The organism is Paraburkholderia caribensis, from assembly GCF_002902945.1.
Lineage (GTDB): Bacteria > Pseudomonadota > Gammaproteobacteria > Burkholderiales > Burkholderiaceae > Paraburkholderia > Paraburkholderia caribensis.
Genome location: NZ_CP026102.1, coordinates 2218811 through 2240220, shown reverse-complemented (window position 1 = coordinate 2240220; position 21410 = coordinate 2218811). Strand labels below are relative to the sequence as shown.

Annotated in this window: 24 protein-coding genes; 8 read left to right on the top strand and 16 right to left on the bottom strand. The window is 63.5% G+C overall.

Translation table 11 applies throughout. The annotated features are described in order from the left end of the window. Window positions 1-15: 15 nt before the first annotated feature. The 3 genes from C2L66_RS26640 to C2L66_RS26630 form a co-directional block, all read right to left on the bottom strand. Complete coding sequence (locus C2L66_RS26640; RefSeq protein ID WP_060605436.1) at window positions 16-354, bottom strand: hypothetical protein; 339 nt, start codon at window positions 352-354, stop codon at window positions 16-18. 138 nt (window positions 355-492) lie between these two features. Next, window positions 493-891, bottom strand: a complete 399-nt coding sequence (locus C2L66_RS26635; protein WP_054933706.1) for a DUF6232 family protein — start codon at window positions 889-891, stop codon at window positions 493-495. 81 nt (window positions 892-972) lie between these two features. After that, the gene (locus C2L66_RS26630) at window positions 973-1719 is read right to left on the bottom strand and encodes a carbonic anhydrase family protein (RefSeq protein ID WP_060605440.1); all 747 of its coding nucleotides are present in this window, start codon (window positions 1717-1719) and stop codon (window positions 973-975) included. Between the two features lie 190 nt (window positions 1720-1909). Here C2L66_RS26630 and C2L66_RS26625 point away from each other — a divergent pair, with 190 nt between their 5' ends. Continuing rightward, window positions 1910-2542, top strand: a complete 633-nt coding sequence (locus C2L66_RS26625) for a helix-turn-helix transcriptional regulator (RefSeq protein WP_054933708.1) — start codon at window positions 1910-1912, stop codon at window positions 2540-2542. Between the two features lie 10 nt (window positions 2543-2552). Here C2L66_RS26625 and C2L66_RS26620 read toward each other — a convergent pair whose 3' ends face one another. Next, window positions 2553-3683, bottom strand: coding sequence for a DSD1 family PLP-dependent enzyme (locus tag C2L66_RS26620; RefSeq protein ID WP_060605443.1), 1131 nt, complete (start codon window positions 3681-3683; stop codon window positions 2553-2555). A gap of 96 nt (window positions 3684-3779) precedes the next feature. Here C2L66_RS26620 and C2L66_RS26615 point away from each other — a divergent pair, with 96 nt between their 5' ends. Further along, a complete protein-coding gene (locus C2L66_RS26615) occupies window positions 3780-4700 on the top strand; it encodes a LysR family transcriptional regulator (protein ID WP_060605446.1) in 921 nt (306 codons plus the stop codon). A gap of 149 nt (window positions 4701-4849) precedes the next feature. Continuing rightward, window positions 4850-5821 (top strand): threo-3-hydroxy-L-aspartate ammonia-lyase, encoded by a 972-nt coding sequence (locus tag C2L66_RS26610; RefSeq protein WP_176056874.1) that lies wholly within the window; start codon window positions 4850-4852, stop codon window positions 5819-5821. 26 nt (window positions 5822-5847) lie between these two features. Here C2L66_RS26610 and C2L66_RS26605 read toward each other — a convergent pair whose 3' ends face one another. Further along, a complete protein-coding gene (locus C2L66_RS26605) occupies window positions 5848-6099 on the bottom strand; it encodes a hypothetical protein (protein ID WP_060607142.1) in 252 nt (83 codons plus the stop codon). A gap of 313 nt (window positions 6100-6412) precedes the next feature. Here C2L66_RS26605 and C2L66_RS26600 point away from each other — a divergent pair, with 313 nt between their 5' ends. Further along, window positions 6413-6637, top strand: a complete 225-nt coding sequence (locus tag C2L66_RS26600; protein ID WP_054933711.1) for a hypothetical protein — start codon at window positions 6413-6415, stop codon at window positions 6635-6637. A 125-nt stretch (window positions 6638-6762) separates the two neighbouring features. Here C2L66_RS26600 and C2L66_RS26595 read toward each other — a convergent pair whose 3' ends face one another. The 10 genes from C2L66_RS26595 to phnG form a co-directional block, all read right to left on the bottom strand. Continuing rightward, window positions 6763-7935, bottom strand: coding sequence for a porin (locus tag C2L66_RS26595; RefSeq protein WP_054933712.1), 1173 nt, complete (start codon window positions 7933-7935; stop codon window positions 6763-6765). Between the two features lie 344 nt (window positions 7936-8279). Next, window positions 8280-9395, bottom strand: a complete 1116-nt coding sequence (locus C2L66_RS26590; RefSeq protein WP_060607145.1) for a succinylglutamate desuccinylase/aspartoacylase family protein — start codon at window positions 9393-9395, stop codon at window positions 8280-8282. A gap of 270 nt (window positions 9396-9665) precedes the next feature. After that, window positions 9666-10448: an ABC transporter substrate-binding protein gene (locus tag C2L66_RS26585; protein ID WP_054933713.1), complete on the bottom strand. Its 783-nt coding sequence runs from the start codon at window positions 10446-10448 to the stop codon at window positions 9666-9668. A 341-nt stretch (window positions 10449-10789) separates the two neighbouring features. Next, on the bottom strand, window positions 10790-11923 hold the full coding sequence (locus C2L66_RS26580) for an alpha-D-ribose 1-methylphosphonate 5-triphosphate diphosphatase (protein ID WP_054933714.1): 1134 nt from the start codon (window positions 11921-11923) through the stop codon (window positions 10790-10792). Between the two features lie 25 nt (window positions 11924-11948). Continuing rightward, window positions 11949-12704: a phosphonate C-P lyase system protein PhnL gene (gene phnL / locus C2L66_RS26575; RefSeq protein WP_054933715.1), complete on the bottom strand. Its 756-nt coding sequence runs from the start codon at window positions 12702-12704 to the stop codon at window positions 11949-11951. Between the two features lie 11 nt (window positions 12705-12715). Then, window positions 12716-13486 carry a phosphonate C-P lyase system protein PhnK gene (phnK, locus tag C2L66_RS26570; RefSeq protein ID WP_060605451.1) on the bottom strand — a complete coding sequence of 257 codons (771 nt, stop codon included), beginning with the start codon at window positions 13484-13486 and terminating at the stop codon, window positions 12716-12718. Next, window positions 13483-14391, bottom strand: coding sequence for an alpha-D-ribose 1-methylphosphonate 5-phosphate C-P-lyase PhnJ (locus tag C2L66_RS26565; protein ID WP_060605454.1), 909 nt, complete (start codon window positions 14389-14391; stop codon window positions 13483-13485). The genes phnK and C2L66_RS26565 overlap by 4 nt, the downstream gene beginning before the upstream one ends. After that, entirely contained in the window at window positions 14388-15500 is a 1113-nt protein-coding gene (locus C2L66_RS26560; protein ID WP_060605457.1) for a carbon-phosphorus lyase complex subunit PhnI, read from the bottom strand. Before C2L66_RS26560 ends, C2L66_RS26565 begins: the two co-directional genes overlap by 4 nt. Beyond that, complete coding sequence (phnH, locus tag C2L66_RS26555) at window positions 15500-16147, bottom strand: phosphonate C-P lyase system protein PhnH (protein WP_054933719.1); 648 nt, start codon at window positions 16145-16147, stop codon at window positions 15500-15502. The genes C2L66_RS26560 and phnH overlap by 1 nt, the downstream gene beginning before the upstream one ends. Then, entirely contained in the window at window positions 16147-16650 is a 504-nt protein-coding gene (gene phnG / locus C2L66_RS26550) for a phosphonate C-P lyase system protein PhnG (protein WP_060605461.1), read from the bottom strand. Before phnG ends, phnH begins: the two co-directional genes overlap by 1 nt. 199 nt (window positions 16651-16849) lie before the next feature. Between phnG and phnF the strand changes: the two genes are divergently transcribed. From phnF to C2L66_RS26530, 4 genes are all read left to right on the top strand, one after another. Continuing rightward, window positions 16850-17608, top strand: a complete 759-nt coding sequence (phnF, locus tag C2L66_RS26545; protein WP_060605465.1) for a phosphonate metabolism transcriptional regulator PhnF — start codon at window positions 16850-16852, stop codon at window positions 17606-17608. Next, the gene (locus C2L66_RS26540; protein WP_060605468.1) at window positions 17605-18345 is read left to right on the top strand and encodes a DUF1045 domain-containing protein; all 741 of its coding nucleotides are present in this window, start codon (window positions 17605-17607) and stop codon (window positions 18343-18345) included. The genes phnF and C2L66_RS26540 overlap by 4 nt, the downstream gene beginning before the upstream one ends. Then, window positions 18342-18941 (top strand): phosphonate metabolism protein/1,5-bisphosphokinase (PRPP-forming) PhnN, encoded by a 600-nt coding sequence (gene phnN / locus C2L66_RS26535; protein ID WP_060605471.1) that lies wholly within the window; start codon window positions 18342-18344, stop codon window positions 18939-18941. The genes C2L66_RS26540 and phnN overlap by 4 nt, the downstream gene beginning before the upstream one ends. A gap of 102 nt (window positions 18942-19043) precedes the next feature. Then, the gene (locus tag C2L66_RS26530) at window positions 19044-20234 is read left to right on the top strand and encodes a M20 aminoacylase family protein (protein ID WP_054933724.1); all 1191 of its coding nucleotides are present in this window, start codon (window positions 19044-19046) and stop codon (window positions 20232-20234) included. Window positions 20235-20283: 49 nt separating this feature from the next. Here C2L66_RS26530 and C2L66_RS26525 read toward each other — a convergent pair whose 3' ends face one another. Then, entirely contained in the window at window positions 20284-21108 is an 825-nt protein-coding gene (locus tag C2L66_RS26525; RefSeq protein ID WP_060605474.1) for an IclR family transcriptional regulator, read from the bottom strand. Window positions 21109-21410: the final 302 nt, after the last annotated feature.

Below are 21410 nucleotides of genomic sequence, written 5' to 3'. Positions count from 1 at the left end.
GTGACTGGCGTTGTGTTAGTGCTGCCGCGCGGCGCGTTGCGTAAGAGCGATCGAGCGCACGCGGCCGATGGTCGCGCGGCGCAGCGCGCCCGCGAGTGCGCCGACTACATCGCCGACGCTGCGCGCCATGACGTCGACGCGAAAGGTGATGGATTCGTTGCGCTTATCGACTGTCATCACGAACAGGCGCGAGCCTTCGCCGAGCGCCGCGAGCAGCGCCCGGCGGCCCGCTGCCGACGAGGTGCCGGGCACCGTCACGTCGATCGTCACGAGCGACAGGGCGGCTGGTGTGGAGCGTTCGATGGCGGGCGCGCGGCGCGGCAGCGTGCGCGATGAAGCGAAAGCGGTATGCATCGTCGATGCGCCGCCGCGAAGCGGGCGGCGCGGCTGTGGAGACGCGTTCACTGTAGCGGGCGGCGTCTCAAGCCGATGCAAAAAGGGACTACGCGGGCCGTCAATTTTGTGTAAAGACGGCGAGGCAGTATGTGCGAGTTATTGGGTCTTCGACGCGCTGGCGGCGACGGAGGCGAGCGCGTCGCGGACCGTTTGCGCGACGCGTTCGACGAACGACAGATCGATGCTCGACAGGGCTTCGCGTTCGCTGCCCGCGGTCTCGACCATCAGGCGATGCGTGACGTCCTGCGTGATCCACGTGAGCCAGCCGACGACGATCAGCATCACGCCCGCCACGACACCCACGGGCGACGCGAACATGCCGCCAACCACTGCGCCCACCGCGCCGATCAGCGAAATTGCCCAGGGCACGAGCTTGTTCTTCTGCACGGTGACGACGCGCACGTCCTTGATCTCGCGCAACGGAAAGACCTGGCCGGCCGCCGACAGCGCATTGCGCGTGACCGACACGCCGCGTTCGTTGAAAGGGGTATCCATCTTTACGGGTTCAAGCTGGGAGAAAGGGCGCAGGGTAACAGAAAATTCGATCGCCTTGCCAATTGCCCATCAGGCTACCCATCAAGCGAGAAACTCCACCGCGCCCGTGCTCAGGTTGTACATCGCGCCGACGATCTTGATCGTGCCTTGCTGCTCCATTTCTGCCAGCACGGGACTATCGCGACGTATGTTGCCGATCGTCAGTTCGACATTCTTGCGCGCCACGGCATTCACGAACGCGTAGTTCGTTGCGGAGCGTTCGCCGTCGTACCCGGTGGCCTGAACGGCGGGTTTGATCTTGTCGAGCAACCCGGTGAGATTGCCCAGCTCCGCATTCGCAATGGCGCCTTTGATCGCGCCGCAGGCCGTGTGACCCATCACGACGACGACCTTCGCGCCCGACAGCTTGCACGCGAACTCGATGCTGCCGAGGATATCGGGGTTCTCGACATTGCCCGCGACGCGGCAGTTGAAGATATCGCCGATACCGAGGTCCATGATGACTTCGGCGGGTGCGCGCGAGTCGATGCAACTCAACAGCACGGCCGCGGGATATTGCCCGGCTGCGCTGGCGCGCTGCTCGCCCAGATAATTGCGCGGCTTTCGCTCGCCTTTCTGGAAGCGCGCGTTGCCCTGTTTCATATCGTCGATGATTTCCTGCGGCGACATCCGGTCACGCTGTGCGCGGGTCAATGCGTCGGCATGTGCCTCGCCGGACGCAAGCGTGATCTGGGCCAGGCCTGCAACGGCTGCGGTGCCAGTCAACCGGAGAAATCGTCGGCGGCCCGGGCCTTTGTACTGGCGCGGATATTCATACGTATTGCACATGAACGGCCTCACTCGTTTTGCAACGTCGTTACGACTCAAAGGCGCTGCGTTCGATGCGTCACGCATGAGTCGAATATAGGCGATGCCGGATGGCGTTCAAGAACCATGAAACCGCGCCGCGCTTTGGTTCGCTAAGGCTGCGACTGCGATTGACTGTACAATATGGGTAACTTTAGATTAAACGTCTACCATGAGAAAAAGCACGTGGGAACGCGAGCACGAATCGCTTCTTGCTCAGGTGATGCAGATCGCCGACGGTCTGGGGCAGACGTTCGCGCCATTTTGCGAGGTCGTCGTCCACGATCTGCGCGACCCGGGACATGCGATTCTCGCCATTCACAACAACCTGTCCGGGCGCGCTGTCGGCGACCCGGCGACGGAACTCGGACTCGCGCGGATCGCGGACGAAGACTATCCGCAGTTGCTGGCCAACTATCCGAACCAGTTTGGCGACGGCCGCCGGGCGAAGAGCACGTCGGTCGGGATCAAGGATTCGTCGGGACGCTATATCGCCGCGTTGTGTCTGAATGTCGATCTGAATCTGTTTCGCGGCATTCAGAACGTGCTGGAGCAGTTCTGCAGGGCTTCTGGCGTCGGTGCGAAGGAATCGCTCGATCCAGCCAATGCCGAAGCGATCCGGGAGCGCATCGACCAATATGCGATGTCGCTGTCCACCACGCCGCAGGCGCTGAAGACCGAGCACCGGCGCGCGCTGATGCAGGAATTGAAGCAGGCGGGTTTTCTGGAGGTGCGCAAGTCGATGGAAATCATTGCTGCGCACCTGGGCGTATCGCGTGCGACGGTGTACAACGATACGAAGTGACCGCGTGTGCTTACCAGCCATAGAATCTAGGCCACGCGCACACACTGCCGTCGCGTGACAGCGCGTGATACGCCGGGTGTTGAGCGCCCGTCGCACATGCGTGGTTGGGCAGAATGCGCAGCCGCGTGCCGACCGGGAAACGCTGCGCGATCGCCGTGTCCGGCGCTCCGGCTTGCGAGACGATGCCGTGCTCCTGATTCGCGGCGCTCATCACAAAGCCTTCGACAGGCACGCCGTCCTCGGTACATACGAGCCCGTAGCCGAAGTCCTGCTTCTGGCGCTGCGTGCCGCGGTCGCGGCTCATCGCCATCCAGCCCGCGTCGACGATCGCCCAACCCTTGCTTTGCTGATGACCGATCACCGTGGTCAGCACGCTGAGCGCGATCTCGTCGCTGCCGCACACGCCCACGTTGTGCATCACGAGATCGAAGAACACATAGACGCCCGCGCGAACCTCCGTGACGCCTTCCAGATGCCGCGCGGCGAGCGCGGTTGGTGTCGAGCCGATGCTGACCGTGTCGCAAGGCAGGCCGGCTGCGCGCAGCCGTTGGGCTGCGTGCACGCAGCCGGCGCGCTCCTGCTCAGCGATTCGCTCAAGCTCTGCCGACGTGCTGTAGTCGTAGCTCGATCCGGCATGCGCGAGCACGCCGCCCAGCTTCATCTTTCCTTCGTGCAGAATGCGCCCGACCTCGAGCAACAGATCGTCATCCGGCGCGATGCCCGAACGATGTCCGTCGACGTCGACTTCGATCCACACCTCGAACGTCGCTGCATGAGCGTTGCCGAACGCCACGATGGCCTGCGCCGAATGGACGCTGTCCGTGATGATCTTCAGGCGGCAGCCACATCGCAGCAGTTGCAGCGCCTGTTCGAGTTTGCTGGGCGCCATGGCCACTGCATAGACGATATCGCCGATGCCTGCGGCGAAGAACTGCTCCGCCTCCTTCAGCGTCGAAACGGTGATGCCTTGCGCGCCGGCGGCAAGCTGCGCACGCACGACATGCTCGCATTTGGTCGTTTTCACATGCGGCCGGAACGTCACGCCGTGTGCGTTCATCCGCGTTTGCATGCGCTGGATGTTGCGCGTCATGACGTCGACATCGACGATGGCGGCGGGCGTGTTGAGCGAGGCGAGAGTCACAGTGCTTTCCTTGTTGCGAAGTGTGCGCAGTCACTGTAGGGCCTTTGGGATACAGTGTGGTTAATGATCCATCAACGTGTCATTTAATCCAGTTTAATGGTCGATCTCGAAGACATGCGCATGTTCAGGGCGCTCGGCACGATGCATTCGCTTGCGGGCGCTGCGCGGCTGCTCGACGTCACGCCACCCGCGCTCACCGTGCGGCTGCAAAAGCTCGAAGAGCGTCTTGGCGTGCATCTCGCGGTGCGCGAGGCGCGCGGTATTTCGCTCACGGACGAAGGCACGCGGCTGATGCTCGAAGCAATCGATCTGCTCGAACGTCTCGAAACACTGCCCGAGCGGATCGCCGCGGAACATCGGTCGGTATCGGGGAGCTTGCGCATCGTCGCGCCGCTGGGTTTCGGGCGCATTCACGTGGCGCCCGTTCTCCGGGACTTTCACCTGATGTATCCGAACGTGAAGGCCAGCCTGAATCTCTCCGATAACCCGCTCGCCGACAGCGCGGGCGCGGATATCGTGATCCATATCGGTGAAATGAAAGATTCGTCGTGGGTCGCGCATGTGCTCGCGCCGAACGAGCGCTATCTGTGCGCAAGCCCGCGGCTTGCAGCCAGTCTCGACGCGCTGGCGCATCCTCAAGAACTCGCGCATCTGCCCTGTTTGTGCCTGCGCGAGAACGACGAGGATGTATCGCGCTGGCGTTTCGAAAGAGCGTCGGGCAGACATGCGAAACAGGGCAGGACCGTAACGGTGCGCGTGACAGGCGCACTCTCGTCGAACGATGGCGGCGTGATCGGCGATTGGGCGATGCGCGGACTGGGCATCATGGTGCGATCCGAATGGGACGCGGGCGCGCTGATCGAAAGCGGAAAACTCAAGCGCCTGTTGCCGCAGTGGCGGTTGGCACCCGCGCCGATCGTCGCACTCGTGCCGATGCGAAAGGGCGTGCCTGCACGGGTGCGGCTTTTTCTCGACGCTGCGCGCGCCGCGATGGATCCGCCGCCTTGGCGCAAATAGCGCTGCATAGCTGTATCGATGTCACGAATTTACAAAATGTATTGACATAGACAATATGTCTAGTCACAATTCGATCAATCCAGCGGGATAATTGCGCGTCGCGGCAGCTCGCGTTCCACGCCCGCGTCGCTCACCACTCGATATCCCGGATGACCATGCTCACTCTGCCCACTTATGACGACGTCGTCGCCGCCTCGAAGCGGCTCGAAGGCGTTGCGCACCGCACGCCCGTCCTGACTTCGCGAACCGTCAATGAAGCGTTCGGCGCCGAAGTATTCTTCAAATGCGAAAACCTCCAGCGCATGGGCGCGTTCAAGTTTCGCGGTGCGTTCAACGCGCTGTCGAAGTTCGATGAGCAGCAGCGCCGTCGGGGCGTGGTTGCGTTTTCGTCGGGCAATCATGCGCAGGCGGTCGCGCTGTCCGCGCGCCTGCTCGGCATGCCCGCGACGATCGTGATGCCGCACGACGCACCGCAGATGAAGGTCGAGGCGACCAAAGGCTACGGCGGCAACGTCGTCATTTACGACCGCTACAAGGAGGACCGCGAGCAGATTGGCCGCGAACTCGCGCGGAAACATGGCCTGACGCTGATTCCGCCCTACGATCATCCGGATGTGATGGCGGGGCAGGGCACGGCGGCGAAAGAACTGTTCGACGAAGTCGGCCCGCTCGATGCGTTCTTCGTGCCGCTCGGCGGCGGCGGGTTGCTGTCGGGCTCGGCGTTGTCGACGCGCGCGCTGTCGCCCGATTGCGCGCTTTACGCGGTCGAGCCGGAAGCGGGCAACGACGGGCAGCAGTCGTTCCGCTCAGGAAAGATTGTTCACATCGACACGCCTAAGACGATCGCCGACGGTGCACAAACCCAGCATCTCGGCGACTACACGTTCCCGATCATCCAGCGCGACGTGACCGATGTGCTCACGGCTAGCGACGCGGAACTCGTCGATTGCATGCGTTTCTTTGCGGCCCGCATGAAGATCGTCGTGGAACCGACGGGTTGTCTGGGCTTCGCCGCCGCGCGCCAGATGAAGGACAAGCTCAAGGGCAAGCGGATCGGCGTGTTGATCAGCGGCGGCAATGTCGACGTGCAAAAGTTCGCGGAGTTCGTTTCGGCGAACTGAAAAAAGCCGCCTCTGCTGCGACGGGACTAACAGTACACGCCGGGATGCGCCGCCATCGACGGCCCGTCTGCGTGAGGCGGAAAGACGCACCAGCCGCCGTCGTGATGACGAAAGAAGAAGATTGCCCGCGCACCGCACGTCGTTGACGCCTCGACGTGCGCGTATCTCGTTCCGTCCCTGCGACGATGCCCAAACCGCACGACGCGAATCTGCCCCTGTGGTCCGGGGGCGAGCCACTTTTCGACCTGAGAGTGCAGCGATTGGGCGGCGGTGTTCATGATCGACTCCTGTGACTCGTCCCGCTGTTTCACATCGCTGCTTTCGCGCGATGCCGTGGGGTGAACTGAAGAGTAGGATCGCCGGTGCATTTATGATAGTTGATGTTTTTTATGTTTATCATAATTTTTAATGGATGATTTTTGCGGGGGCGTGGGCGTCGCGCAGATATGTCAACGTCACGGCAAGAATTTGCGCCAGCTCATAGAATCATCGCGCGTCCGGCAATGCGGGCGACGCCTTTGATGAACTTTGCTGGAGCGGCATGCGAAATGAAGCTTTCCATGTGGCCGCAGCGGGAAGGAAGTACCCGACATGGAAGAGGTTTTCACATCGAAATCGAGCGCAGTCGCGCGCATCATCAGCGCGCGCGCTGCATTGCTGAAGGATTCTGACAATGCCCTCGTGAGCGGCGACGAAAAGGCGGCACGACTGGAGCGGCTGGAACGCCTGCTCTTCGACGTGCGTGCCGGCCGCACGAACGACTTCACGATGCCAACGGCGAACGGGGACGTGCGGGTATTCGTGTCGCCCGATTGATGGCCTGAGTTTCACGCTCCCCCATCCGCACCAACAAAAACGCCCCGCAAAAAAGCGGGGCGTTTCCAGTCCATCTGCAAGCATGCAGGCGAAGCGCGCGAAAGCGCCGCGCCCTACAAGACCGCTTAGAACTTGTGACGCATGCCGACGCGGAACGCCAGCTGGTTTTGCGAGCCCGAACCCGACGTGTTGAAGTACGACGTCGACGAACCGATCTGAGCCTGGATCGGCGCACCCGAAGCCGTCTTGCCCGACGCGTCCTGGTAAATCACCAGGCCGTAGACATCGGTGCGCTTCGACAGCGCGTAGTCGACGCTTGCGTCGACCTGGTTGAAGTGGCCCGTCGTCGCGCCCGTCAGGCGCGAGTACGTGTAGCCGAGGCCAGTCGTCAGCGCCGGCGTGAATGCGTACTTCGCGCCGCCTTCGAAGTTGTTGTACGTGGTCGACGCGCCCGTGATCGGCTCGAAGTGCGTGTTCGTCCACAGCGCGTAGAGCGTCGCCGGTCCGATGATGTAGCGGCCGCCAAGGCCGAACGTGCGCAGGTCGCGCACGGTGCCCGTCGTGACGTTGGCAATCGACGTCGAGAATGCTGGCGATGCCTGGCCCGGGAAGCGGATATCCGTGTACGCTGCACCCAACCCGATCGGGCCATTCGCGTAATTCACGCCAAAGCTGTAAGCGCGCGACGAGCCCGCGACGGGAGCCGCTGCCGTGCCCGTGGCCGGTGCGCCGCCGAAGGCGCCTGCCTGGTTCGAGAAGCCGTACATCGCACCGAACGTCAGGCCCGCGTAGTTCGCGCTGCTGAACTTGACCGCGTTGTTGATACGGCTCGACGTGAGCTGGTCCACGTCGTTGATGTGGTAAGCGTAGTTGCCCGCAACCGTCAGGCCACCCGTCGAATAGTTGCTGCCCAGATAATCGGTCGTGAACGCGTATTGACGGCCGAACGTCAGCGAGCCGATGCCGTCCTTCGACAGACCCACGAATGCCTGACGGCCGAACAGCGCGCCACCCTGGCCCGACGTGCCGTTGCCGCTGTTGAAGCCGCTTTCGAGCACGAACAGTGCCTTCAGGCCGCCGCCCAGGTCTTCCGTGCCGCGCAGGCCCCAACGGCTGCCTTGCGCCACGCCGTCGTCATACTTGAACAGCTTGCCGCTGCCGCCGGATGCGGTCTTCGAGTGGTTTGCGTAGCTGATACCTGCATCGATGATGCCGTACAGTGTGACGCTGCTTTGTGCGTGTGCGGTACCTGCGAATGCCGAGGCGAGTAGAGCGGTGGTCAGTACTTTCTTGTTCAAAACTTTCTCCAGATTGAAAAATGGCGATCGCGAGCCAGACTCTGCGGGAGGTCGCGCGACGGGCGCAAATGTAACGAGGAGAAGGGAAAGGAATATGACAGCAAATGTTTTTGCTAAATATGTAGTACAAATGCGACAAGATTTGCTTTGCGTACGAAAGGGTCGTGCACAAATCTGTGCATATGCCTGATAACCGCGACGCCGTCAGACGGGTGACAAGCCGGTTTGTTTAGTGTCGCCACGAAACAAGCGCCGATATGCATTTGGATGGAGCCAAAAAGAACGCCCGCATGAAGCGGGCGTTCTCATTCAATGGCGAGGCGGCGTGCGCGCCGCCATGGTCGTCAGGCCGACAGCAACTGCCCAGTGCGGAATGCCTTCGCGCCCGCAATCCGCACGATCTCCATCCCCGCCTGCGCGAAGCGCGACAGATGGCGCGCATACATCACGCCTGCCACCGTCGACTTCAACGTAATGACCTGATCGGTCAGCGGATCGACGATGTCGGCGATGGGCTCGCCCGCGTCGATCCACTTGCCCACTTCCTGGCGATACACGACGACACCGCTCACGGGCGTCACGATCGGCTCAGTGCCGGCGAGCGGCGTCGCGGCGAATTCGAGCGGCGGCATCGGCGCGGCTTCGCCTGCAATCACGCCGCGATGCGTCAGATATTCGATGATCCCTTGCGCATCGTGCTCGGCGAACTCATACGACACGTCGCGCTGACTGCGCAGTTCGACCGTCACCGAGATCGAGCCATTCGGAATCGGGAAGCGGTCGCCGACGCGCGTGCGCAGTTCCGACCAGCAGAAGCTGTGAATCTCGTCGAACGGATTGCCGACGGAATCCACCGCGAGCAGCGAAGCCTTCGAATCCAGATAGCGCGCAAGCGGCTCGACGTCGGGCCACAGGTCCGGGTTCGTGTACAGATGCAGCGCCGCTTCCCAGTCGCAGTGCAGATCGAGCACGACGTCCGCGTCGTACGAGAGCCGTTGCAGCGCGAGGCGCTGCGATTCGACTTCGGTACGCGGCTTTTGCGCGTCGAGCGCTTCGCCCATGGCCTGACGGACGATTGTCCGGTTCTGGTCGGCATCCGTCGTCAGACGCGCTTCGATCACCGGTTCGATCAGGTCGAACAGGTTATAGAAATTGCGGTTGAAGTTCTGCGCGGTGTTCGTTTCGAAGCGGCCGGCGAGCAGGCCGAGCACATGCTGGTTCAGCCCAATAGGGTTCGCGACGGGCACGATCACGACTTCGCCGCGCAGCTTGCCTGCCGCTTCGAGCGCTTCGAGCTTGCGGCGCAGCGCCCACGACACCAGCATGCCGGGCAGTTCGTCAGCGTGCAGAGATGACTGGATATAGACCTTCTGTCCACCGCTCGGACCGTAGTGGAAGCTCGTCAGGCTGCGAGCGGTGCCGAGGGTCGGGGAAATCAGCGGATGATTGAGGGTTTGCATGATTGGTGTGGCGCCGCCTGCAACGCGCGGGCGCCCTATAGTTGCAGAGATGAGACTTCGGTTGACTGCTGAAAACGGTGGCGCACACAACGGCTGCGCCGTGAATCGTTCGATCTTAGCCCATTTGCGCAGCGCGGGCGACGTTGCGCCGCCGCGCATGCGCAAGGACCACCCTGCATCGGCGTCAAAAGCAAAACGGGCTCCGAATGGAGCCCGTCTGCATGCCGGCGCGCCGCGCGGGCGAACCGCGCGAACGCGTGGCAGTGAGGATCAGCCGCCGTACACGTCGAAGTCGAAGTACTTCTTCTCGATCTTCTTGTAGGTGCCGTCCTTGATGATGTCGGCGATCGCCTTGTCGACCTTCGCCTTCAGATCGGTGTCTTCCTTGCGCATGCCGATGCCAGCGCCTTCGCCGAGGATCTTCTTGTCTTCGAGGTCCTTGCCGACGAACTGGAAGCCAGCGCCGCGCGGCGTCTTCAGGAAGCCGATTTCAGCCTGCACAGCGTCTTGCAGCGCGGCGTCCAGACGGCCCGAGATCAGGTCGGCATAGACCTGGTCCTGGTTCTGGTACGGCACGACCTTCGCGCCCTTCGGCTCCCAGTAGGTCTTCGCGTACGTTTCCTGGATCGTGCCCTGTTCGACGCCAACCGTCTTGCCCGACAGCGATTCCGCCGTCGGCAGGATGTTCGAGCCCTTCTTGGCGACGAGGCGCGTCGGCGTGTTGAACAGCTTCGACGAGAAAGCGATCTGTTCGGCGCGTTGCGGCGTCATCGACATCGACGACAGCACGCCGTCGAACTTCTTCGCCTTCAGTGCCGGGATCATGCCGTCGAAGTCGTTTTCGACCCACACGCACTTCGCCTTCAGGCGCGCGCAGATTTCGTTGCCGAGGTCGATATCGAAACCGACCAGCTTGCCGTCGGAACCCTTCGATTCGAACGGCGGATAGCTGGCGTCGACGCCGAAGCGGATGGTGGTCCAGTCTTTGGCGTGTGCGCCGATCGATACGGTGGCGAGCAGGGCAACCGTCAAAGCCGCAAGCAGTTTCTTCACTGATGTACTCCCGGGAGTGGTTCAAAGTGTCCCGCATGCGGTTGTGCCGCTGCGCGACGTTGCCCGGCCGTTGTGCCGGGCTTGTCTATATCGGTTGCCGGCTGGCCCAGCCAGCAACGCGCGCCAAGCTTAACAAATCAAAATATTTGCGGTGCTAGTGAAACACCGGATGGCACAGGAGTATTGCCTCTAACGGACGCTTTTGTGATATGGGGCAGGAAGAGCGCACTGAAAGCAAAACGAAGGCAAAAGCGCCGCGATACAGGCGTTCGGCATGAATGCGGCAGTGCGGCAAACGCCTTTCTTTCAAGCGCCTGGCCGGCGGCGGACACGGTTCGCGATCAAACGATACGCTCGCCGCCCCGATAGGTCGCGCGCGGTACCGGCAATGCGTCGAGCATCGTGACGCGCACGAAGTCCGCGCGCAGTCCTGTTTCGATTGCGCCGCGATCATGCAGGCCCGCCGTGCGGGCCGGTTCCGCCGACACAGTCGCCATCGCGCGAGGCAAGCTCCAGCCGGCTTTCTCGACGAGTTCGAACGCAGCCGTCAGCAGGCTGGACGGCACGTAATCGGACGACAGAATATCGAGCAGATCCGCCCTGGCCAGTTCCAGTGCCGACACGTTGCCCGAATGCGAGCCGCCGCGCACGATGTTCGGCGCGCCCATGATGGTCGCGATGCCGTGGCGGTGCGCGGCTTCGGCGGCGATGCGCGTGGTCGGAAATTCGGCGAGCACGATGCCCTCGTCAGCGGCTTGCTGCACGTGTTCGACCAGCGTGTCGTCGTGGCTCGCGACGGGCACGCCCAGCGCCTTGCAGCGTTCGACGATCTCGCGGCGGTGCGCATCCGCGAAACGCTGCTGTTCGTCCTCCAGTTCGACGAGCGTCGCAGCCATGTGTTCGTCCGTCATCTTGCCGTGGCGCTCCTGGAAGCGGCGCCATTGCTCGCGGTCGTGCCACTGGCGCTGGCCCGGCGTGTGATCCATCACCGACGCGAGACGCAGCAGCGGATGGTCTTTCAACGTATCGAACAGTTCAACCACATCGGCCGTCGCGATTTCGCAGCGCAGATGCAGGAAGTGCTCGGCGCGCAGCAGCTTGCGCTCGGAGAAGCGCTGCAGCGCTTCGGCGCAGCGCGTTTGCGTGTCGGCGCGGCGCAAGCCGACGTTCGAGCGCGAGCCGATCGCGAGCGCGTCGAACACGGTCGTGATGCCCGCGGCGGCGACCTGTGCGTCATGGATCACGAACGCGGCGTCCGTATTCCATTCGACGCCCGGCCGCGGCAACAGATGCTTTTCCAGATTGTCCGTGTGCAGCTCGATGAGGCCCGGCAGCAGATAGTCGCCTTCCCAGTCCTGCGCGCCGGCCGCCGACGTCGTGCCGCGCGCGACGTCGCGAATCACGCCGTCCTCGACGCGCACGACGCCAGTGAAAACTTCGTCCCGCGTGACGACGCGGGCGTTCTTGATCAGCATGTCGATGCTCCGTATCGGATCGATATCAGTGTAATGCCGTTGTGCGACGCAGCGGTGGCGTCAATTCCAGCCTGCGTGTGGCGACTTTCGCGCGCGTATCTTCGTCGTGAAAGATGCCGACGATCGCCGCGCCGCGCTCGCGCGCCTCGACGATCAGATCAGCGACGATGTCGCGGTTCTCGGCATCGAGCGACGCGGTCGGCTCGTCGAGCAGCAACACGGGATGCCCCGCGATCAAACCGCGAGCGATGTTCACGCGCTGCTGCTCGCCGCCCGAAAAGGTGGCGGGCGCGAGCGGCCACAAACGCTCGGGCACGTTGAGCCGCGCGAGCAGCGCGGCGGCGCGTGCATGGGCTTCATCTGCATCGACGCCGCGCGACAGCAAAGGCTCGGCGACGAGATCGAGTGTGCTCACGCGCGGAATCACGCGCAGAAACTGGCTCACGTAGCCGACTACGCCGCGCCGCAAATGCAGTACGTCGCGCGGTTCCGCGCCCGTGATCGACAGATGTCGGGCTTGCTGTGCGTCGTCGCGAATCGCGATCGTGCCCGTGCTCGCCAGATAGTTGCCGTACAGGCAGCGCAAGAACGTGCTCTTGCCCGCGCCCGACGGCCCGACCAGCACGACGCACTCGCCGCGTTGGACGTCGAGCGACACGCCCGCGAGCGCGTCGATCTGCACGCCGCCCTGACCGTGCAGCGTGAAGGTCTTGCCGATACCGACGGCGCGCAGCATCAGCGCGTCGTTGTCGATGAACGATGTTTCGATGGAGGTTGGCATCGCGTGAGACCTCAAACGGGAAGAACGGAGGAAACCAGCGTCTGCGTGTACGGATGCTGCGGATCGTCGAGCACCTGATCCGTGAGACCCGCTTCGACCACTTCGCCGCCTTGCATCACCATCAGCCGATGCGCGAGCAGACGCGCCACGCCGATATCGTGCGTGACGATCAGCACGGACAGATGCAGCGTCGACGTCAGCGTGCGCAGCAGATCGAGCAGACGCGCCTGGACGGATACGTCGAGACCCGCCGTGGGCTCGTCCATGAACACGAGGCGCGGCCCGATGACGAGATTGCGCGCAATCTGCAGACGCTGCTGCATGCCACCCGAAAACGCCGAAGGCAGTTCGTCGATACGCGCGGTATCGAGTTCGACACGCGCCATCCATTGCGTGGCCGTGTCGCGAATCTTGCCGTAGTGGCGCGCGCCGACGGCCATCAACGGCTCGCCGATATTCGCCCCCGCCGACACGGCGTTGCGCAATCCGTCGCGCGGATTCTGCTGCACGAAGCCCCACTCGGTGCGCATCAAAAGACGCTTGCGCGGCTCGGACAGCGCGAGCAGATCGAGCGTTTCGCCGTGCGCGCTTGCATAGTGCAGGGTGCCGGAATCGGCGGCATTGCGCAGCGCGAGCGTGTTCAGCAGCGTCGTTTTACCCGAACCCGATTCGCCGACGATGCACAGCACTTCGCCCGGATACAGATCGAAGCTGACGTTGCGGCAACCGTTGCGGCCGCCGTACTGTTTGGTGAGCGCGCGGGCGCTCAGAAGCGGCGTCATGCGCTTTCTCCTGTGTTGCTTTCAGTGCCTTGCTGTTCGCGCCGGTCGTGGCAGTAATCGCTGTCCGAGCACACGAACATGCGCTTGCCCGCATCGTCGACGATCATTTCGTCGAGAAAGCTTTCCTTCGATCCACACAGCGCGCATGCATGCTCCCAGCGCTGCACTTCGAATGGATGGTCGTCGAAATCGAGGCTTTTGACGGGCGTGTACGGCGGAATTGCGTGGATGCGCTGTTCGCGTCCCGCGCCGAACAGTTGCAGCGCGGCGTTCATGTGCATCTTCGGGTTGTCGTACTTCGGGATCGGCGACGGCGACGCAAGATAGCGGCCATTGACGATTACCGGGTAGTCGTACGTGGTCGCGATGCTGCCGTGATGCACGATGTCTTCGTACAGCTTCACGCTGATGAGCCCATAATCCGCAAGCGCATGCAGCTTCTTGCATTCCGCCGCGCGCGGCTCCAGCCGATAGAGCGGCTCGGGCATCGGCACCTGATAGACGAGAATCTGCTTGTCCGTGAGCGGCGTTTCGGGAATGCGGTGACGCGTCTGCACGATGGTCGCTTCGCTGGTCTTGCGAGTGGTGTTCACACCCGCGGTGCGCGCGAAGAAACGGCGAATGTTCACGGCGTTGGTGGTTTCGTCGGAGCCCTGGTCGATCACCTTCAGCGTGTCGTCACGCCCGATGATCGACGCCGTCACCTGAATGCCGCCCGTGCCCCAGCCATACGGCAACGGCATTTCGCGCGACGCGAACGGCACCTGATAGCCCGGCACGGCCACGGCCTTCAACAGCGCGCGGCGGATCATGCGCTTGGTCTGTTCGTCGAGATACGCGAAGTTGTAGCCTTCGGCGGCGCTGTCGTGCGCGGCCGTTTGCATCGTCGTGTCGGGCGCGTTCATGCGGCTTGCTCCTCGTTGTCGTGGTCTTCGCGTGACGCATGCTTTGCGCGCAGCCGCCGCACGAGTTCGAGTTCGGACTGAAAGTCGACGTAATGCGGCAGCTTCAGATGCTGCACGAAGCCCGACGCTTCGACGTTATCGCTATGCGACAGCATGAATTCGACGTCCTGCGTCGGGGAGCCGATCGTTTCACCGAGTTCTTCGGCACGCAGCGCGCGATCGACCAGCGCCATCGCCATCGCCTTGCGTTCCGAATGACCGAATGCCAGACCGTAGCCCTGCGTGAAGGTCGGCGGCACTTCGGTGCTGCCCGCGAACTGGTTGATCATCTGGCATTCCGTTACGTCGATCTCGCCGATCTCGACGGCTTCGCCGAGTTCATCGAGTTCCATTTCGACTGCGACCGTGCCGAAGCGGATTTCGCCTGCGAACGGATGCGAGTGCGCGTAACCGCGTTGTGTTGCATAGCCCATCGCGAGCAAAAAGCCTTCGTCGCCGCGCGCGAGGTTTTGCAAACGCGTGGCGCGATTCGCGGGGAACGCTATCGGCTCGCGCGTCAAGTCGCGGGGTTCCGGCGCGTCTTGCGTGACGCGTTCCTGTTCGATCAAGCCTTCCTTGTCGAGCAGCGACACGACGCGCGGCATGGCTTCCTGCGCGGCGGATTCCGTGCGTTTCGCCGATAGTGCGCTGTCGTCATTGCCTTCGGCCAGCAATGTGAAATCGAGCAGACGTTGCGTGTAGTCGTACGTCGCGCCGAGCATCTGGCCTCCGGGCACGTCCTTGAAGGTCGCGGAGATGCGCCGCTCGACCCGCATGTCTTCCGTATCGACGGGCTGCGTATAGCCGAAACGCGGCAGCGTCGTGCGATACGCGCGCAGCAGGAAGATCGCTTCGACGAGATCGCCCGCAGCCTGCTTGATTGCCAGCGCCGCAAGCTCTTCGTCGTAGACGGAACCTTCCGTCATCACGCGCGCGACGGCCAGTCGCAACTGCGTGCGAATTTGCGCGACGCTCAATTCGGCGAACTGCGTGTCGCCACGGCGCGCCTTGTCGAGCAGGCGCCACGATGCTTCGATCGCGCGCTCTCCACCTTTGACGGCAACGTACATTAGTTCAGCTCCACGTGAGTCGTGCGCGGCAGGCCGATCAGCGTGTCGCCGCAGACGAGATAACAGTCGATGCCGCACGGAAAGAGCGGCGCGAGTTCCGCACGCTCGCGCCAGAAGCGCTCGGGCAGGCCGGCGGGTGAGATCGTATGCGTGTGTTCGATGCCGGGGCCGCGCAAGACGACGGGCGAGCCTTGCGTCAACGAATCGACGCGCACGATCAGCGTCACCGATTGCTCCGGTGTCTCAGGTTCGCCGAGCGCGAAGCATGACAGCGGCGGCAGCGTGCTCGCGTCGTGCACGTACGCGAACGCGGCATCTTGCGGTTCGTCGACGAGCGGCGCGCCCGTGTGAAAGCGCAAGGCGGAACCGAGCACGGCGTCGGGTTGGGCGAGCCACACGGGCGTCGAGTAGTCGCACAGCGCGAGCAGCGCGGCGAAGGCGGCGAGATCGGCGCGCGCGTGCGGCAGCGTGTTGCGCGCGTCGCTGCGCGATGCCGGCAGTACATTGTCGATCGTGCCGGGCTTGCCCGGACGCGACAGCGCGTCGAGCAGCGCGCGGAACACGGATTGCGTGTCGTGCACGGGATCGGCGAAGCCCGGCGTCAGCGTCGACAGCGCGATCTGCGGGGATTGAGCGGAAGTGTTCATTAGTCGCCTCGGACCATCGTGAAGAATTCGACGCGCGTCGATGCAGCGTCTTGTCTGCGTTGCGCGTGTTGCGCGACGAGTTGCGAGGCGAGCGGCGCAATCAGTTGCGCTTGCAAGCGTGCGTGGTGCTGCGGCGTTTGCAGCAGTGCGTCTGCGATAGCAGCGAGTTCGGCGCGGCGGCGGTCGCGGCCCAGATGACATGCGACGCCGACGGTGGTGCCTTCATCCCGTTCGTCGCGCAAACGCAGCGTCGCGCGCGTCACGGTCGCTTCGCCGAGGTTGAACGCGTCGCCCGTGCCGCCGATGCGCCCGCGCACCATCGCCAGCCCGATCTCGGGCGGACGCAGCCAGTCGAATGCGGGAAGCGGCAGGCCTTCCATCGCGCGGGTCAGCGCGGCTTCGAGATCGGCGCGCGCGGAGCGGGCCATGACGGCCATCCACGCGCGGCGGGCAGGATGGGTGGAAGCGGGGGAGTCGGCTGAAGGAGGGGAGGCGGCGCTCATCGGGTTTCCTGGCGGTGTCCTGGAGAGGAATGGTCTACGGCGAGTCCAGACATTTGAGCATCTATTCATCTAAACGTCTAGACGTTTAGAGTTAAACTGTCGCTGGCTCGTGACAGAAGGCGCGGTTTCATATTTCCGCCACGGCTTGCGGACTACAATGCACAGAACGCTTATTTGAACCGAAGGGAATGACAGCACCATGACATCGAACGACGGCGCAGCGCCGGGCACGATGCTAGAGCGGGGAGCGGGCGTCGCCGTGTGGCGGCAGATCGAGCAGATACTCGCGAAGGAGATCGCCGCAAGCGGCTTCGGCGAAGATGGACGTTTGCCGAGCGAGGGCGAGCTGGCGAAACGCTTCGACGTGAACCGCCATACGGTCCGCCGCGCGATGCTGGGTCTTGCGGCTCAAGGACTCGTCAGCGTCGAGCAGGGGCGCGGCACGTTCGTGCAGCCGGGCGCGATCGATTACACGATCGGCCGTCGCACGCGCTTCACCGAAAACCTGCGTCAGCAACATCATTCGGCGGCGGGCACGATGCTGTCGGCGGCGCGCGTGAAGGCCGATCCGACTGTCGCAAAGGCGCTGGGACTTCGCGCGGGCGCATTCGTCTATCGCATCGAGTCGCTGCATGAAGCGGACAGCGTGCCGCTCACGTATGCGCGCAACTTCTATCCGGCCGCGCGCTTCGCCGATCTGCCCGATGTGCTCGAACGCGTGGGCGGCATGACGAAGGCGATGGCCGAGTACGGCGTGACCGACTATCTGCGCAAGTGGAGCCGTATCGGCAGCGTGCTGCCCGAGCCGGAAGTTGCACGGCGTCTGGGCATCAACCGGCAGCAGCCGGTGTTGTGGGTCGAGAACGTCGATGTCGATACGGAAGGCACGCCGATCAAATACGGCTTCACGCACTTCGCCGCCGACCGCGTGCAACTGATGGTGGAGCACGACGTATGAGTGCGGCGATCCAGCATGCGTGGAGCGCACAGGCGCGCTTCGCAATCTATTACGCGCCGGCGCGTGCGTCGGGCTGGTGGGACGCCGGTTCGACATGGCTCGCACGCGATGCCGAAAGCGGTACATCACTCGTTCCGCATGACGCGCCCGCGCTGTCGCAACCGCTCGCGCAACTGACGGCCTCGCCGCGCCGTTACGGCTGGCACGGCACACTGGTCGCGCCGTTTCATCTCGCCGAGCATGTGAGCGTCGCCGATCTGCTCGAAGTATCGGAAAACTGGGCGCAAACGCAGGTGCCGTTTGCATTGGCCGTCGAAGCGGCGACGCTGGGCGACTTCGTGGCCTTGCGTCCTGCCACGCCATCCGGCGACGGACAGATGCGCGCGCTCGCCGCCGATGCCTTGCGCACCTTCACGCCACTGCGCGTCGCGCCATCCAGAGCGGATATTGCAAAACGCATGGCAGCGCCGCTCACGGAACGTCAACGCGAATTGCTCGTCGAATGGGGATATCCGTATGTGCTCGACGAGTTTCGCTTTCACATGACGGTGTCCAATTCGCTCGACAACGCCGCTGATCGCGCCACGATCGTCGAATGGTGGCATCGTGAGGCGCAGCGTCTCGGACCGTTGACGATCGACGGCGCATCGATCTTCGTCGAGCCTGCGCCGGGCGAGCCGTTTATGTTGTGGCAACGGCTCGCGTTCACGGCGAACGGAGGACGGGGGAACGCATGAAAGGCCGCTTGATCTATGTGGTCGGCCCATCGGGCGCGGGCAAGGACTCGTTGCTGCATTTCGCGCGCGAGCATGTCGCGGGCACGTCCGTCGTGTTCGCGCATCGCTACATCACGCGCGAGACAGGGCATAACGAAAATCACATCGCGCTGACCCGCGCCGAGTTCGAGGCACGCTCGGCGCAGGGGCTCTTTGCGCTCGAATGGTCGAGTCACGAATTGCACTATGGCATCGGCATCGAGATCGATGCCTGGCTCGCGCGCGGTTGCACGGTCGTCGTCAATGGCTCGCGCGCGTATCTGTCGCGCGCCTTGAAGCGCTATCGGTATCTCGAAGTCGTGCATATCCACGCGGCGCCGCATATTCTTGCGGCACGTCTGTCGGCGCGCGGGCGCGAAACGCAAGAGCAGGTTTCGGCACGCCTCGCGCGTCAGGCGCCGTTCGCGCTGCCCGACGGCGCGCATCTGACGCATATCGACAACTCCGGCTCGCTGGAAGAAGCAGGCCTCGCGTTCGTCAACGTGCTGAAGGGCTTCGCACACACGCATGACGGGAAGCATGCCGCCGAGCCCGCTTCGAGTGAAAGCGTCAAGTAAGCTCAAGATGTGGTCGTCTTACGGGCACAGCCGCGCGTTGCTATAGTTTGCGGTTTTAACGCTGCGCGCAAGACGCAGTGGGCAAACCCCGGAGTTCACCTGATGACCGACGCCACCCGTCTTACCGAAATCACCGACCTGGAACCCGCCGCCGCCGCGCTGCGCGAGATTCGCCATCACATTCACCACCATCCGGAACTCGCGTACGAAGAGGTCGCGACGGCGGCGCTCGTCGCGGAAAAGCTGGAAGCGTGGGGCTGGCAGGTGACGCGCGGGGTCGGCAAGACGGGCGTGGTCGGCACCTTGAAGGCGGGCGACGGGACGCGCAGCATCGGCCTGCGCGCGGATATGGACGCGCTGCCCATCACCGAGCAGACGGGGCTGCCGTACGCGAGCGGCACGCACGGCAAGATGCACGCTTGCGGTCACGACGGCCACACGACGATGCTGCTCGGCGCCGCGCAGCATCTCGCGAGCACCCGCCGTTTTTCCGGCACCGTGCATCTGTATTTTCAGCCGGCTGAGGAAAGCGGCATCGACAGCGGCGCGAAGAAGATGATCGAAGACGGCCTGTTCGAGCGTTTTCCGTGCGACGCCGTGTTCGGCGTGCATAACCATCCGGGCGCGGAGCCGGGCAAGTTTCTGTTCCGCAAGGGCGCGTTCATGGCGGCGGGCGACAAGGCGACGATCACGATCGAAGGCGTCGGCGGCCACGCGGCGCGCCCGCATCTGACCGTCGATCCCATCGTGATCGCGTCGAGCATCGTGATGGCGCTGCAGACCATCGTCGCGCGCAATGTGAACCCTTCGCAGCCCGCCGTGGTGACGGTCGGCACGATGCACTCGGGCGTGGCGAACAACGTGATTCCGTCGAGCGCGAAGCTCGAATTGAGCGTGCGCTCGTTCAGCCCGGAAGTCCGCGCGCTGTTGAAACAGCGCATTACGGAGCTGGCGGAGAGCCAAGCCGCGAGTTATGGCGGCAAGGCGCACGTCGAGTATGTCGAGGGCTATCCCGTCGTCGTGAACACGGACGCGGAAACGGAGTTCGCGATCGAGGTGGCGCGCGAACTGGTCGGCGCGGAGAACGTCGAGCCGAACGCGGATATCCTGATGGGCAGCGAGGATTTCGCGTTCATGCTCGAACAGCGGCCGGGTTCGTTCCTGCGCTTGGGCAATGGCGTCGGCGAAGACGGCTGCATGGTGCACAACCCGCACTACGATTTCAACGACCGCAATCTGCCCGTCGGAGCGGCGTATTGGGCGCGTCTCGTGGAGCGCTATCTGGGCCGTTGATCGGGTGCGTTGAGAGCAGGCGCGGTGCGCCCACAGGCATCGAGCGGCCTCAGCCGCGCAACGCGACCATGTTCGACACCGACTGCGCGGCTTTCTGCAACGGCTCGAGAAACGCTTTCACCATCTGTTTTGCGGAATTGCGCTGCGCGTTGCCGCTGATGTTCATCGCGGCGATGATCTGCCCGCGCCGGTTGCGGATCGGCGCGGACAGCGAGATCAGCCCGCCCTCCAGTTCCTGATCGACGATGGACCAGCCCTGGCTGCGCACCTGCGCGATCACCTTCTTCAACTCGTCCTTGTCGGTGATCGTGCGCGGCGTGTGCGCGACGATGGGTGACGCGTCGAGGATCGCGTCGAGCGCCGCCGGGTCGAGCGCCGACAGCAGCACCCGGCCCATCGATGTGCAATACGCCGGCAAGCGGCTGCCGATCGACAGATTGATCGTCATGATCTTGTGGGTCGGCACGCGCAGCACGTAGACGATTTCCGTGCGGTCCAGCACGGCCGCCGAACAGCTTTCGTGAACTTCCGCCGACAGTTCTTCCATGAATGGCTCGGCGAGATTCCAGAACGGCATCGACGTCAGATAGGCGAAACCGAGGTCGAGAATCTTCGGCGTCAGGCGAAACAGGCGGCCTTCCGCTTCGACATAGCCGAGCGTCTGCAGCGTCAGCAGAATGCGGCGCGCGCCCGCGCGCGTGAGACCCGTCGCGGACGCGACGTCCGTCAGCGTCTGCTCCGGCCGCTCGGCGTTGAACGCGCGAATCACCGCGAGGCCGCGCGCGAACGACTGCACGTACGAGTCGCCCGGTTTGTCCGGGGCGTCCGTCTCGTTGACGGGAACGGCTTGTGACGCGGCGGGTAGTTTGCTCATGGGACTATGTGAAATCGGTGCGAAACGTGCGGACGTCGGGACAAGCGGTCGTTACGCTACGGAAAGGCGTGACGATAGCGCAAGCGCCAGGATTCGCCAACTTCGTGGACGGGGGCGTGTGGCGCGCGCGAACCGGCCTCAGGAAAACCCGGCGAAGCGCGCATTCCTGCCGTTTTCGCCGTACCTTATTGCCGTTTTCGACGACCCACCCACCCTCCGGCGCGCTTGACAGTCTTTCCACGCCCCGCCTATTATCGAACCTGAAATGTTCGATAGATGATCGTTTGTTCGAGTATAGAACA

Bases quoted from the DNA above. Each gene is read 5' to 3' on its own strand.
- C2L66_RS26640 (WP_060605436.1), bottom strand. From the start codon at position 354: ATGCATACCGCTTTCGCTTCATCGCGCACGCTGCCGCGCCGCGCGCCC.
- C2L66_RS26635 (WP_054933706.1), bottom strand. From the start codon at position 891: ATGGATACCCCTTTCAACGAACGCGGCGTGTCGGTCACGCGCAATGCG.
- C2L66_RS26630 (WP_060605440.1), bottom strand. From the start codon at position 1,719: ATGTGCAATACGTATGAATATCCGCGCCAGTACAAAGGCCCGGGCCGC.
- C2L66_RS26625 (WP_054933708.1), top strand. From the start codon at position 1,910: ATGAGAAAAAGCACGTGGGAACGCGAGCACGAATCGCTTCTTGCTCAG.
- C2L66_RS26615 (WP_060605446.1), top strand. From the start codon at position 3,780: ATGGTCGATCTCGAAGACATGCGCATGTTCAGGGCGCTCGGCACGATG.
- C2L66_RS26610 (WP_176056874.1), top strand. From the start codon at position 4,850: ATGACCATGCTCACTCTGCCCACTTATGACGACGTCGTCGCCGCCTCG.
- C2L66_RS26605 (WP_060607142.1), bottom strand. From the start codon at position 6,099: ATGAACACCGCCGCCCAATCGCTGCACTCTCAGGTCGAAAAGTGGCTC.
- C2L66_RS26600 (WP_054933711.1), top strand. From the start codon at position 6,413: ATGGAAGAGGTTTTCACATCGAAATCGAGCGCAGTCGCGCGCATCATC.
- C2L66_RS26590 (WP_060607145.1), bottom strand. From the start codon at position 9,395: ATGCAAACCCTCAATCATCCGCTGATTTCCCCGACCCTCGGCACCGCT.
- C2L66_RS26580 (WP_054933714.1), bottom strand. From the start codon at position 11,923: ATGCTGATCAAGAACGCCCGCGTCGTCACGCGGGACGAAGTTTTCACT.
- phnL (WP_054933715.1), bottom strand. From the start codon at position 12,704: ATGCCAACCTCCATCGAAACATCGTTCATCGACAACGACGCGCTGATG.
- phnK (WP_060605451.1), bottom strand. From the start codon at position 13,486: ATGACGCCGCTTCTGAGCGCCCGCGCGCTCACCAAACAGTACGGCGGC.
- C2L66_RS26565 (WP_060605454.1), bottom strand. From the start codon at position 14,391: ATGAACGCGCCCGACACGACGATGCAAACGGCCGCGCACGACAGCGCC.
- C2L66_RS26560 (WP_060605457.1), bottom strand. From the start codon at position 15,500: ATGTACGTTGCCGTCAAAGGTGGAGAGCGCGCGATCGAAGCATCGTGG.
- phnH (WP_054933719.1), bottom strand. From the start codon at position 16,147: ATGAACACTTCCGCTCAATCCCCGCAGATCGCGCTGTCGACGCTGACG.
- phnG (WP_060605461.1), bottom strand. From the start codon at position 16,650: ATGAGCGCCGCCTCCCCTCCTTCAGCCGACTCCCCCGCTTCCACCCAT.
- phnF (WP_060605465.1), top strand. From the start codon at position 16,850: ATGACATCGAACGACGGCGCAGCGCCGGGCACGATGCTAGAGCGGGGA.
- C2L66_RS26540 (WP_060605468.1), top strand. From the start codon at position 17,605: ATGAGTGCGGCGATCCAGCATGCGTGGAGCGCACAGGCGCGCTTCGCA.
- phnN (WP_060605471.1), top strand. From the start codon at position 18,342: ATGAAAGGCCGCTTGATCTATGTGGTCGGCCCATCGGGCGCGGGCAAG.
- C2L66_RS26530 (WP_054933724.1), top strand. From the start codon at position 19,044: ATGACCGACGCCACCCGTCTTACCGAAATCACCGACCTGGAACCCGCC.
- C2L66_RS26525 (WP_060605474.1), bottom strand. From the start codon at position 21,108: ATGAGCAAACTACCCGCCGCGTCACAAGCCGTTCCCGTCAACGAGACG.